Source organism: Candidatus Bathyarchaeia archaeon, assembly GCA_035935655.1.
In the GTDB taxonomy this organism is placed as follows: Archaea; Thermoproteota; Bathyarchaeia; order 40CM-2-53-6; family 40CM-2-53-6; genus 40CM-2-53-6.
Window position 1 is genome coordinate 131,428 of record DASYWW010000012.1, and the last position, 12,223, is coordinate 143,650.

The 12,223-nt window shown below is 52.3% G+C and carries 13 protein-coding genes and 1 pseudogene; 8 read left to right on the plus strand and 6 right to left on the minus strand.

The genetic code is table 11. The annotated features are described in order from the left end of the window. Nucleotides 1-14: 14 nt before the first annotated feature. The 4 genes from VGS11_01755 (at nt 15) to VGS11_01770 (ending at nt 2,640) form a co-directional block, all read left to right on the plus strand. Nucleotides 15-545: an SRPBCC domain-containing protein gene (locus tag VGS11_01755; GenBank protein HEV2118823.1), complete on the plus strand. Its 531-nt coding sequence runs from the start codon at nt 15-17 to the stop codon at nt 543-545. 83 nt (nt 546-628) lie between these two features. Further along, nucleotides 629-1,246 (plus strand): proteasome subunit beta, encoded by a 618-nt coding sequence (locus VGS11_01760; protein HEV2118824.1) that lies wholly within the window; start codon nt 629-631, stop codon nt 1,244-1,246. 53 nt (nt 1,247-1,299) lie between these two features. Beyond that, on the plus strand, nt 1,300-1,929 hold the full coding sequence (locus VGS11_01765) for a haloacid dehalogenase (GenBank protein HEV2118825.1): 630 nt from the start codon (nt 1,300-1,302) through the stop codon (nt 1,927-1,929). Between the two features lie 39 nt (nt 1,930-1,968). Beyond that, nucleotides 1,969-2,640: a DUF120 domain-containing protein gene (locus tag VGS11_01770; protein HEV2118826.1), complete on the plus strand. Its 672-nt coding sequence runs from the start codon at nt 1,969-1,971 to the stop codon at nt 2,638-2,640. On the opposite strand, the gene VGS11_01775 is transcribed toward VGS11_01770, so the two are convergent. The 5 genes from VGS11_01775 to VGS11_01795 are packed head-to-tail and all read right to left on the minus strand — an operon-like array spanning nt 2,637 to nt 6,904. Further along, nucleotides 2,637-3,086 carry an adenylyltransferase/cytidyltransferase family protein gene (locus VGS11_01775; protein ID HEV2118827.1) on the minus strand — a complete coding sequence of 150 codons (450 nt, stop codon included), beginning with the start codon at nt 3,084-3,086 and terminating at the stop codon, nt 2,637-2,639. The genes VGS11_01770 and VGS11_01775 overlap by 4 nt on opposite strands. 52 nt (nt 3,087-3,138) lie before the next feature. Next, on the minus strand, nt 3,139-3,714 hold the full coding sequence (locus tag VGS11_01780; protein HEV2118828.1) for a hypothetical protein: 576 nt from the start codon (nt 3,712-3,714) through the stop codon (nt 3,139-3,141). A gap of 58 nt (nt 3,715-3,772) precedes the next feature. Next, nucleotides 3,773-4,030, minus strand: a complete 258-nt coding sequence (locus VGS11_01785; GenBank protein ID HEV2118829.1) for a DUF357 domain-containing protein — start codon at nt 4,028-4,030, stop codon at nt 3,773-3,775. Beyond that, complete coding sequence (gene dph5, locus VGS11_01790; protein HEV2118830.1) at nt 4,027-4,803, minus strand: diphthine synthase; 777 nt, start codon at nt 4,801-4,803, stop codon at nt 4,027-4,029. The genes VGS11_01785 and dph5 overlap by 4 nt, the downstream gene beginning before the upstream one ends. Before the next feature lie 46 nt (nt 4,804-4,849). Next, a complete protein-coding gene (locus VGS11_01795; protein HEV2118831.1) occupies nt 4,850-6,904 on the minus strand; it encodes an RAD55 family ATPase in 2,055 nt (684 codons plus the stop codon). Between the two features lie 564 nt (nt 6,905-7,468). Here VGS11_01795 and VGS11_01800 point away from each other — a divergent pair. The 4 genes and pseudogenes from VGS11_01800 (at nt 7,469) to VGS11_01815 (ending at nt 11,183) form a co-directional block, all read left to right on the plus strand. Then, the gene (locus VGS11_01800) at nt 7,469-8,056 is read left to right on the plus strand and encodes an ankyrin repeat domain-containing protein (protein ID HEV2118832.1); all 588 of its coding nucleotides are present in this window, start codon (nt 7,469-7,471) and stop codon (nt 8,054-8,056) included. 322 nt (nt 8,057-8,378) lie between these two features. Beyond that, nucleotides 8,379-8,888, plus strand: coding sequence for a HEAT repeat domain-containing protein (locus VGS11_01805; GenBank protein ID HEV2118833.1), 510 nt, complete (start codon nt 8,379-8,381; stop codon nt 8,886-8,888). Nucleotides 8,889-8,904: 16 nt separating this feature from the next. After that, the gene (locus VGS11_01810) at nt 8,905-10,008 is read left to right on the plus strand and encodes a class I SAM-dependent methyltransferase family protein (GenBank protein ID HEV2118834.1); all 1,104 of its coding nucleotides are present in this window, start codon (nt 8,905-8,907) and stop codon (nt 10,006-10,008) included. A gap of 494 nt (nt 10,009-10,502) precedes the next feature. Then, nucleotides 10,503-11,183 (plus strand): annotated as a pseudogene (locus VGS11_01815) (protein-L-isoaspartate(D-aspartate) O-methyltransferase). On the opposite strand, the gene fen reads toward VGS11_01815, so the two are convergent. Continuing rightward, a complete protein-coding gene (fen, locus tag VGS11_01820; protein HEV2118835.1) occupies nt 11,180-12,217 on the minus strand; it encodes a flap endonuclease-1 in 1,038 nt (345 codons plus the stop codon). The pseudogene VGS11_01815 and the gene fen overlap by 4 nt on opposite strands. Nucleotides 12,218-12,223 lie beyond the last annotated feature (6 nt).

Here is a 12,223-nt window from a genome sequence, read left to right on the forward strand (position 1 = left end):
ACAAGTGAGCACCCGTGGATCAGAAGATACTTCGAAAAGAAGCGATCACGTCGAACCCGATCACAGACGTCTGGACACTGTGGACGACAAACGATGGAATCACTAGCTTTCTCGCTCCGAAAGCAAACATCAAACTCGAAGACAATGGACCCTACGAGATATTCTTCGACCCCGAAGCACCACTAGGCTTCAGAGGAACAGAAGGCTGCAAGGTACTAGGACTCGACCGGACCAAGTTACTATCCGTCGAGTGGAAGGCACCACCACAATTTCCCAACGTCCGAAGACAAAAGACACACGTCGACATCTATTTTGAAAGAGTTCTAGCACTAACCAAGGTGCGCGTAGTACATTCCGGCTGGCAATGGGGAGAAGAATGGGACGAAGCATACGAGTTCTTTGACCACGCATGGGACCTCGACCTCGCCAGAATGCAACAGAGACTCGCCTCCGGTCCAATCGACTGGAAGAAGCCCTACGTTCCAACCTGGCTCGGGCACCGCCAACAGACAATCCGCGACCACGTCCCAATAGAAACCCACTAACAAATACTGCGGCATTCGGCATGGTTATTGTCAAGCGCTAGCTTTATAGCAAAACAGCATCGGGTCGAACGACTGACGCGATTATGAGCGATATCTACATGCCTGGAGCGACAACAGTCGGACTCGTATGCAAAGAAGGAGCCATACTAGGCTCCGAGAGAAGATACGCCTACGGAACGTTCGTCATGAGCAAACAGGCCAAGAAAGTCTTCAAAATAACAGAGAACATCGGAATCGGCTGCGCTGGAATAATAGGAGACATGCAAGTCCTATCCCGCGAAGCCCTCGCATACATGAACATCTTCGAGTACGAGCGAGGACGAGCGGGAACAGTAAAGAACGCCGCCAAACTGATGGCCAACCTCCTATCCGCCAGACGCATGTTCCCCTATCTCGCCCAGACCATAATCGCAGGCGTGGACAACGGCTCACCCAGCCTCTACGTCATGGACCCAATCGGCTCTGTACTCGAAGACAAATTCGCGGCAGTAGGCACAGGCGCCGAAGTCGCGATGGGAGTCCTAGAATCCGAATACAGAGACGACCTGTCAGTAGAAGAAGCCCGCCCGCTTATCCTACGAGCCATAAGATCCGCTCTAGCTCGAGACATCTCAAGCGGAGATGGCGTGGATCTACTCGTCATCACTCAAGGTGGGATAAGAGAAGAATCCCACACTTTGGCCAAGTCAAAATCCGATTAGCGAGAACGCTGTTATAATACCACGAAAGTCCAGCGGAGCACAAGCTGACGAGAATGCTAACAAAGAAAGACCTGAACACGCTCCAAAAGGACCTCTCCCGATTCGACCGCGCAAGAGAGAAAATCCTCGACCTCTCAAGAGCAGCCACGCGAATGGCATCATCTTCAATACTCAATATTCACAGGGGAGAAGTGAAAACTGCCGACGCGACCCTACAACAGGCCGAGAAAACTCTGCAGGAGATTGAGAACCTGTCCGTTGATGCTCCCGAGCTTCGGAGCTCCAACGGAGTCATAGTCGCTTTCCAGGAATACGTAGAAGCGATCACTTTGCGAAAGGTCGCTCGGGGCGAAGGAATAGTGTCGATCGCCGAATCCGGTGCCGACCATCGAAGCTATGTGCTCGGTCTGCTGGACGCAGTCGGAGAATTTCGAAGAATGGCACTGAACTCTCTCCGAAGGGGCGATGTTGGAAAAGCGGAAAAGCTTCTGGATGCGATGGAGGGAGTATACGATGACCTCCAGACTCTAGAACACACTTCGATCGTGCCAACGTTCAGAGTGAAAATGGATGCAGCTAGACGGATCATTGAGACCACGAGAGGAGACGTGGTCACTGAGGTTAGACGATTCTCGCTCGAACAGGCGCTAGATCGCCTCGGAAAGAAGATTGCAGAGCACTAATCCGACACGCGCCGTTAGTTGAAAGGACGACCCTGAAAAATGAAACCCTCCCACCTTCTAGCCCTCTACAGATTGTCCGAGATGGGAGCTGTCGGCAAAGAAGTAGTCTGCAGCACATCAGATGTTGCGAAAGGAATCGGAAGCTCACAGCAAACAGCCTCCCGCCATCTCATCGAGATGGAGAAACTCGGCTTGATCGAAAGGACCCGAGATGGACGCGATCAGAAGCTAAGGATAACGGGAGAAGGATATCGTCAGTTGTCGGACATGTACCTCAACCTGAAACGAGTCTTTGACGCACCCAAGAAAGACCTAGTCATTACTGGAATTGTATTCACCGGTCTCTCCGAGGGATCATACTACATGAGCCTTGATGGGTACCGGAGACAGTTCATATCCAAACTCGGATTCGACCCTTTTCCTGGCACTCTCAACCTGAGGGTCAGCAAGGAGGACCTCAACGACCGCAAGGTCCTAGACACTTACCCGTTCGTTTACATTGAGGGATTCGCCAACGAAAAGCGAACCTACGGTCCAGCAAAATGCTTCAGAGCGATCGTTAATGACAAGATAAAGAGCGCTATCGTCCTCCCCATTCGAGCCCACTACGGCGAAGACGTCGTCGAACTAATCTCGCCAGTCTCATTGAGGAAGGAGTTCAAACTCGTCGATGGAGACAAGGTGCATGTCCGAGTACCGATCAGTCCCTAAGATGCTGACAGCGCTCTTGCGACTCTACTCTTGAGCTTCGAGCTACTATTGAAGCCGACAGGACCAAACCTTCCTATTCGGACAACCCGGAGCGGCAACTTTTCTCTCCTGACAATCCGTGTCACGGCAATTCTTATCGCATTTTGATCATACCCGACACAAACGATGTCAGGTTTGACCTCTTTGAGGACGCCTAGGAGATCAATTTCTTCTCTTCCGAGAATTGCTCGATCAACCACTCGGAGAGCCGCAACAAGCTCCCGCCTCTGATCCTCAGGGACAACCGGACCCTTTCCCTTCCTTTGAAGCACAGTCTTGTCGCGGGCGACTACGACTACAAGCTTGGAGCCGGGACCTCCTTTTTTCCTAGACTCCTCAAGAAATCTGAGATGCCCTATATGTAGCAGATCGAAGACACCTGTAGCTAGCACGGTCTTTCTTGGCAAGACCAGAACGGAAAATAGGTGTTGATTGAGGGAATATGAACGCTTGCTGGGGCTAGAGGGTCAGCCCGCGTTTAGGGTCTCCTTTGGGCTCGTACTTCAGCATCAACGCCTGCTTCGATGAAGGTTCCTCGGCTTCCCCTCGCTTCGAGGTGATCGTGACAGGAGTGTACCCACTTATGATGGCGTAGACGAACGAGTCATCTCCCCTCTCCGCGCAATGCACCTGGAGCTTGTAGAGTGCTTCATGATGAGTGAAGACCATCTTCGTAGTCTCAGAGTTCGTAATGATTACTCGACCACCGCAGCTAGGACAGGCGATAGTCTCGTGCCTAGCTATCTTGAGCCCACAATCCGGACACCAGACATCTTCGTCCTTTCTAGCAATGAATATCGACTGCCAAACCCCAATATGCTTCCTTGGACTGCACGCGTTCCACTCAGAAGTTGTCAGTCGAGTGGCCCGGAAGGCCCAAGCAGCCTCCTCCTTCCACCGTGTCAAGTGCTCAGCTCTGTCTTCACATGTCTTGTGGAAGAACCGTCGTTGGCCTTCCTGGCTGAACGCTGCTGAGACAAGCTCGTCCCTGTGAATGGGCTTGCCACAGCCTGCACAGTTCTCCATGAGTCTCAACGATAATTGCCCCGCCGGACGATATCAGGGCAGTGTTACCGAGATAGATTCGATCTTGCTAAAACTCGGCCAGCTGGAGAAATTTCAGGGCGTCGAGAAGTCCTTCAGCATAGGCGATGCAGGCGAGAGCAGTCACCGGTTTCCGTTTACCCAGATAGTGATCGGCGTCTCGAGCATAATCGAGAACAAGTCCCAAGACGTAATTCGTCTGAGACAATTCGATAGGAGTTCGACGTCTCTTAACCTTCAACGCTTTGAGAGATTTCGATGTGGCCTCCAGATACCTAGCTGCCCTCTCACCCGCCCGCTCCCTCATTTCACAATCTCCAGATCCGCATCATTCGCCCCACAGAAGACCTTCAGGAATTCTATCTCCATAAAATGGAGCTTTCCGGGAATGACGAGGGAATGCGGGATTCTCCCAAAGTCTTCACCTCCCAGCTTTCCAAGCCTCCTAGCAAGCGCGAACTGGTCTTTCGATCCTATCCTTGCAACCCCCACACCCAGCCAATTTTCAAAGAAGGTGTCGGCAGCAACCAGCTTTGAGGCTGCCTCCCCCACTTTAAGCTGGTTGGATTGTTCTGGTCTAACATCGAGGAGGACAAGTGAGTGAAGTCCTCTTTTCCTGTTATCCCTGATCGCTTCGATTATGGAGCTCGGCACGCCAGATGCTTGAGGCATTGTAACGGTCCGGCCGAATTTGTACCCTTGAAGGCCTGTAGCCCCACAAACCGCGGAGGTTATCGATGGCCCGTGTATGATTCTTGAGGATATTCCCCTCTTCGCCAGCTCGAGCCTGATGGAAACGTGGGTTGTAGCAACCATCGGATCACCCGGGACAAGAAAAGCTACGTTTCCCTTCCGCGCCGCTTCAACAATCTGTCTACCGTTTTCATCTTCAATTTGAACCCGATTCAACACTAGAATCTTCTTTCTCAGAAGAACCTCAAGCTTGCTCAGGTCCAATGCAGGCATGGTGTTAGTGTAGAACTCGGCAAAGATACTGCCAGCATCCCGGGCTTCTTCCAATCCTTCTATGGTCAAGCCTCTCTCATCATTCAGACCTAGCCCGATGAACGAAACGCCCATGGCGAAGAGAGCAAGCCCTTAATGCTAAAAAGGCAGTTTCTAGAGCTCAGCGCTGTCTCGTACCGGTCCTCTTCGGCAAGACGTCAGAGCTCTTTCCCTCATCGTTGCTTTCATCTGCCTGCTTCCCTGCGGGCTTATCGCTAGTCTTTACGCGGGGACCCGGTCTTGTGAGTGGAGAACTGGGTAGTTTCAGGTGTTGCAGCTTTCTTCCGAAGATTCTGAACCGCGAGACTCGGAAGACCAGTCCTCGTCCTCTCTCGATCTCGAACGAGACTGTTTCGGATGCGATTCGTCTCCTCTCCATCTTCAGCACGGTGAGGAACCTCGTACCCTTCCTCCCAGTCCTCACCAGAGTAAGCTCGATAACCCCGTCCACAATGCTCTTGATCTTGGCAATCGCGTCTTCAGGTATCGCACCTTTCGATGCGGTCAGTATGAACAAGCCACCTGTCTTCTTCACCTTCGCCCCCACGGTCTGTAGGAAGTTGATCGCATGCTTAGCCTCAACCCCGTTAAAGATGGGAGTGAGCGAATCTAGTATCAGAGTCACGGGCGCATTCTTACCCTTCGTTATGAAAGAGGTCACCTGAATATTGAGCTCAGTTAGGTCCGACGGATCACGAAGAGCACCCTCACCTTGTCCCGCGAGACCTGAATAGCAATCGATGATCTTCAACCGGCCTTTGCGCAAGTGGGAAATAATATCCCATCCAAACTCTCCCATTCGACCCTGAACGTCCTCAGGAAACGCATCATACGACAGCAACGCGCATAATCTTCCCGCCTCAAGCTCGTCATGAAGCATCTCGTAAGACAGGACGGTCTTTCCGCTGCCTGGGTCACCGAGGAGCAAAAGGCTCGATCCGCGAGGAATTGGGCCTCCAGTCATCTCCTCAAGATGCTCAAACCCCTCGAGCGACGTGTCATACCTCTTCAGCACAACAATCCCTGCGAGCAACGCGACAAGCCCCCCAGCCACCCAAGGAACATAGTTTAGCGGAGACGTCACGGTAACAATATCCACCCTGACGGAGGTCGCGTAGCTAGGCCCTGTATTCCCGAAACCATCATCAAGACTATTCGCGTTAATCACAACAGTCCACGTCCCACCAGGATCAAAACCGGATATCGAATAACCAGTTGGAGCATAGAAGCCTAGACGATTGGCATCGTAGACCGTCGTAAGATTGGTTGCGGTCACTCCGGAGGGATTCTTGACCGATACCACGTACTGACCGTTGGTCACAAACGCTCCATTAGATCCGGAGTACCTGATTCGGAAGTAAGGGTAGAGCGCATCTCCGGCGGAAAAACTCGTCGACGGTACGCCCTTCGAATTGTAGGTGAGCATTGCGTCCACAAACAAGCTGCTTTTCGCCAAGGTAACAATCACAGGAAGGCTGATTCCAGAGTTTCCGGTCGCATCCTTCGCCGTAACAATGATCGTCCACAGGCCAAGAGGATCGTTCATCAAGACCTGGTAGCTTGTCGAGTAAACTCCGCTAGTGGAACTAATCTGAGGCACAACAAGCTGACCGTTCGAAGGAGTGTCCACCATCACCGTCGCACCGCTAATAGCCCCGAGCGAGTTGGAAACGGTCGCACTAATCGTAACTATCTGTCCTCTCTGAACAATGGCGCCTGAAATTGGCTGGGAAATGACTATGCTCATCTGCGACGTGACCGTAAACTGTCCATTTGCAACCGGTCCAGTATTTGTCGGACCTGTCTGGTTCACAAGAACATTGTAGACCCCGCCCACATCCGTCTTGACTGTCCCGTTCAGAGCCGTCCAAGAACTCGCTGGATATTGAATAGAAACACTTCCCCCGCCAGCATTGTCTGTCGATAGAACCTGAGTGTTGACGGCTACCCCAGTCCCGTTCGGCTTCTGAACGCGAAAAGCCAAAGTGTATGCGGAATTGCGGGTGCCTCCCGCCTCGCTTACCGTCAACGTAACAGTACCTCCTAACCCGATTGGGTTTGATGGATTGATGCCTAGAGAATAATTCGGATTTCCGGGTGGTGGAGCTTGGACTTGAGCGAGCAGAGATAGCACTGCAAGTGTGAGCAAGAGTAGCAGCGTTGCGTGGAATCTCAATGGAATCGCTTCTCAGCTATATGCAGCATCATCCACGGAGCGGCTACCGATGGTGTCGGGGAAGCATTGTGTTACCAAAACGGAACGAGGATAGGGACACGAACTGTGCTTAGGCGTGGTTGGCAGATAGAAAGTGAGATATCGCTCGTTTGAGAGACGCGCTAAAGATGATCCTACCCGCATGCCAGGCCGTTCAACGCAAACTGAGCGTGTTCAGCATCAGCCCAATTTCTTTGCTTGATTTTCTCTCAGAAACGGTAACCCTTATTAGAAATTCGGCCGGGACCGAGCCTTCGGCGGGTTCGTGGGCCCGTAAACCGGACAGGTACGCTGGTCTAGTCGGGCAGCTCAGCCAGGTAGAGCAGCAGACTCTGGGGCTGAAGCTCTTAACCTGAAGGACGAGTCCCTACGACTCGTTCGGGGAATGGTCGAGGGTTCAAATCCCTCCGGGCCCGCCATGGCACGATTCAAATCCTCGCCCGACTTTGCCTACGATGAGAACGCGCATTCATTCCAGTGGGCCGCCTCCGAACAATTATAGCCTGCGGAGGCACGTTCGTTAGTGTGCAAACGACGAACGCCCATCTCTCAACTGACGTAGTCAGGGAATTCGTGATCGCTGGCCATGGAAACCTTGAGAAGGTAAAGAGAATGCTTGAGGAAAATCCAGGGCTACTTAACGTAGCGTACCCTTGGAGCGAGAGTGATCATGAGACCGCGATTCAAGGGGCAGCGCAAGTTGGCAGCGTGCCGGTCGCGAACTATTTGTTGGAAAACGGAGTACCCCTTGAAATCTGCACTGCCGCGATGCTCGGACGAAGAGATGAGGTGGAAAAGAGAATTAGAGAGAATTCTGACAACGTCAACTCGACCGGAGCACACAGCATTCCTCTCTTACCTCATGCCGCCTGGAGCGGCGACCTCGAACTTGTCCAGTACCTCTTCAAGAATGGTGCCAGAAGTGGATCGTCATTGGCACTTCATAACGCGGTCTCGAGAGGCCACTATGACTTGGTTGTCTGGCTGGTCGAGAACGCAATCCCTGATGTCGGTGCAAAGAACTTTCAGGGAAAGTCGCCGCTATCGGTTGCTGTCGAAAGCAAGCGGGAATCAATTGCTCAATTCTTGCGAGAGCACGGGGCCAAGGAATAGCCGGAGAGAGTCCGGAAAGTGGTGCTGGGCATCTTTCACCGGCAGCAATCGAAGAGGTACTACAATTGAAACCCGGTATACTGGAAGAGAAGGGTCCACGACGACCTTCATGCTCCAAACACGGACCGTACGAAGGCCCGTACTGCCCAGAATGTTATGAGCGTGCAATAAGCGGCGAAGGCAACAACAAGACCAAGACAACGAGCTAAAATAATCCCATTCCCGACCCTCTTCCAGTGCAAGTGATCTCAGTCTTGTCTTATCGGCTTCATGAAACATCGACCCATTCTAGACGTTCGCAACACGACATAGTGAGATTGCATTGAAGTCAATCACCCAGAACAAAACGCCAAGAGCGCCTCCAGATTACTCGAAGGATTTTGAGACCCTCGAGAAGATGGAATGGGCGTTTTCGAAAGGAGACATCGATTACTTCAAGACCGTCCTATACAGAAGCCCAAGCCTTCTCCTCCGGATACACACCGTCTGCATGCTAGCAGATATGAAGGACGAAAGGGCTGTTCCCATGCTATGCGAGACATTGAAAGCGGATCCAAGCCCCCTAGTGAGGCATGAGGCCGCATTTTCCCTTGGTCAGCTAGAGTTCAAGTCTTCAGTCCCGGCTCTCCTCGAAGCCATGGCAGACGATGAGAGCGTCCTGGTAAGACATGAATCAGCGGTCGCGCTCGGGTCAATCGGAGATGAAACAGCTCGCTCCGGCCTGATCGACAGACTTCAAGACCGGGATGAGGACGTAAGATTGTCAGCTGAGGTTGCGCTAGCGGATCTTGATTTTCTGAAGCGTCTTAGGGCACGAACCAGCAGAGGATAAGCGCCGAGTATCTTCGTTGAGCCGAAGTGAAACTGAGTCGGCCATTGAGCAAGAGAGCTTTTCTCTCCAGATTCCCAAGAAAAAAGGTCAAACTGCAATACAACTGCTGACAACGCTGAGCCTACTCAACAGAAGACTCGCGCCTCAGACCGTCGACAATATTCTTCACATCCCGCTCTCTCGAAAGCCACTCGCGGAAGATCAGAGAAGACTTCAGAGAGAGTTGGGCGAACTAGCCCTGTCACACGAGAGATTTCCATCAAGAACCCAGGGTGCGATTTCGCTGGACGAAGCGCTGTCTCAGACTCTTCCGTCGAACATCGCCTCCGTGGTATCGAAATCATTCGATATAATCGGCGACATAGCGATCATTGAACTCTCTGCTAAGTCCAAGCCCTTCGAGAGAATAATCGCTGATGCATTGATGAAAGTGCACAAGAACATCAAAGCGGTCTACTCAAAGGATGGCCCCATCAGCGACATCCAACGACTGAGGCCCCTCCATCATATCCTTGGAACTAATCGGACCGAGACGATACACAAGGAGCTAGGTTGCCGCTTCAAGATCGACATATCGAAGGCGTTCTTCTCCCCGCGTCTCTCCACCGAGCATAGCAGAGTGGCTGAACAAGTCCGACCAGGCGAGTGCGTCGTAGACATGTTCGCGGGAGTGGGGCCGTTCTCGATCCTAATTGCAAAACGTTTGAAGGATATTCGAGTCCATGCGATCGACGCGAATCCTGATGCCGTGAAGCTCGCAAATGAAAACGTGAGGCTAAACAAGGTCCAGGGTAGGATAACGGTGTGGGCCGGCGACGCTCGAGTCATCGTGAAGAATAATCTCTCCGGCGCCGCTACTCGAGTAATAATGAATCACCCGTCGCATGCGAGAGAGTTTCTAGAAGAGGCGTGCCAAGCGCTGAGACGTGAGGGAGGAATCGTGCACTACTATACCTTCGCAGATGGTCCCAATAGTGAATCAAAAGCTAGCAAAGAATTCGTTGACGGCATCCGCGACTTCGGTTGGAAGATCGAGAGGATCGTTGAGACTCGCAAAGTCCGAGGTGTTGCCCCTGTGAAGTGGCAGGTGGCTGTAGACGCAAGGCTTGAGCTGGCCTAGGGCTCTGTCATCAGGTCAACAAGAATCCTCTGGTTGGGGTTTTGAAGCAACCGCAACATCGATCTTGGTATATCAGCCGCAGACTGATTCGCACATATCATTAGGGTCCTATCTGACACGTAACTACTCCTTCTGACCACGATATCGGATGGATGGGAAAACGTCAAACCAGGTGCTCCGCGTCCATTGACAATGAATGAGTGTGAATCCATAGTCAGGGTTAAGCGGACCCTGCAGTCTTGGTTTACTAGAGCGTCCTTCATAGCCTCAGGCAGATCTCCAAGACTTGCCGAAGATCCGACAGCAACAACGCAATCTCCACGTCTCGTTAATCGAGACTCTGTTGTCAACTCCAGAGTTGTTGGATGAGTTGAAGAAACGGCCGGATGACCGCGTGCGTGAAATGTAAAGTGCACAGTAACCCTTTCTTATGTGAATGAATGAATCTAATATGCTCGTCGACAAATGTTAGTCTGGAGTGATGAGAAGCATAGATGGATTTTGAAATTGAGAGAGAGCGATTGGTCCAAGCTCTCATCGCCGAGGGACTCTTGAAGACGCCTCAAGTCATTGAGGCCATGAGGAAAGTTCCGCGGGAACTCTTCGTGACTCCCCATCTTCGTCAGTATGCGTACGTCGACACTCCGCTGCCTACGGATTATGGTCAGACGATAAGTGCGCCACTCGGCTAACCTGCCGGGCGTTACATGGCTGCCATAATGGACGAGGCCCTGGAGGTTCGACCCGGGATGAGGGTTCTAGAGGTAGGAGCGGGAAGCGGATACCATGCAGCCACAATCGCGGAGATCGTTGGAAGGGAGGGACATGTGTTCGCAATCGAATATCTTGACAAACTGGTTGCCGTTGCGCGTGCGAACTTGGAGCGGGCCGGATATGCCGCGAAGATCACGCTCGTCCAGGCCGATGGATCCATGGGCTATCCTGACGGAGCGCCATACCATAGAATCCTCGTAACCGCCGCGGCCCCAAGAGTCCCACCTCCGCTGCTGGAGCAATTGATTGCAGAGGGAATACTAGTCATACCGATCGGTGGAAGGATGTTTCCACAGGAACTAGTCAGAGTCAGGAAGAAAGAGAACAACAGCCTCGTCCGTGAGTCCTTGGGAGGAGTCGCGTTCGTCCCGCTCGTCGGCAAGTACGGGTTTAGTGACTAGCTACCGAAGAATGACTCAAGTGTCTGTCTTCCAGTTTGATTAGCCATCGCCACCTTAGCTCTCTCCACCGCAGTTCTGACTCTTTCTTCGTTGAAGTCTCTTTCTCCACAAAGGAATCGCACAAGGCCTTCGACATCAGGCTCGCGCCATTTCAGAGCATACTCCGAAGTAACCGCGGGCTTTAGGAAGATCTCGCGGATCCTGTCCAACTCTCGCGGGGCGACAACCTCTTTGTTTGCCTCTGCGACCTTCTCGATCATTCCATACCCCTTGATCAATTTCAGAGCTGTTTTTGGCCCGATTCCCCTGAAGCCGTCAGGGTTGAAATCTGTCCCAATGAGAATTCCCAAGTCTACAAGTTGTTCTCGTGAGAGTTGCAAAGCTTGCAAAGTCGATCCGAGCTCAACAACTTCCGGTTCAACTTGAACGTAGGCCTCCCTCATGGGCAGCTTTCTCTTTCCACTAATCGCGAGATTCCGAACGAGTCGCTGAGCTCCGAAGAGAAGAGAATCGTAATCTTGACTCACCGCGGCCCAAACATCTCCGCGCGTAGCCATGTGAGCAGCCTGAGCTTCACCCTCAGACGGAGCTTGCACGATCGGAATGCCTAGAAACTGGAGAAGCTTGTGAGCGTCATCGATCATCAGGTCTTTGAGGCTAGAGGTCGCCTGGGCGTACCGCTTTGCCTCCTCAAACTTCCCAGTTGATAGCGCAGATTCGTATCTGGTCTTGGCTTCGACCTTGACAACGTGCCTCCTCTTGATCTCAGCGTCTTTGAGGCTCGGAGGCTTACCGTCGAAGACATAGACGAGTCTGATTCCTCGTTCTGCTAAGTTGGTCGTTCTATAGAGAAGCCCACTGAGGTGACTCGTAACTCGACTTTGGCGATCCATTAGAGGCTCGCCAGTAGGCCCGCGAATTATCGCGAGAAACTGATAGAGCGCATTGTATGCATCGACGGCAAAGGTCTTTCCTGAAAACTCGTCGAGAGATGCTTTTGCCCGAGTGACTATGTCGCCTAGATCAACGCCCAAACCTTT

Coding starts and splice junctions, on each gene's coding strand:
- VGS11_01760 (HEV2118824.1), top strand. CDS start 629: ATGAGCGATATCTACATGCCTGGAGCGACAACAGTCGGACTCGTATGC.
- VGS11_01765 (HEV2118825.1), top strand. CDS start 1,300: ATGCTAACAAAGAAAGACCTGAACACGCTCCAAAAGGACCTCTCCCGA.
- VGS11_01770 (HEV2118826.1), top strand. CDS start 1,969: ATGAAACCCTCCCACCTTCTAGCCCTCTACAGATTGTCCGAGATGGGA.
- VGS11_01785 (HEV2118829.1), bottom strand. CDS start 4,030: ATGAGGGAGCGGGCGGGTGAGAGGGCAGCTAGGTATCTGGAGGCCACA.
- dph5 (HEV2118830.1), bottom strand. CDS start 4,803: ATGGGCGTTTCGTTCATCGGGCTAGGTCTGAATGATGAGAGAGGCTTG.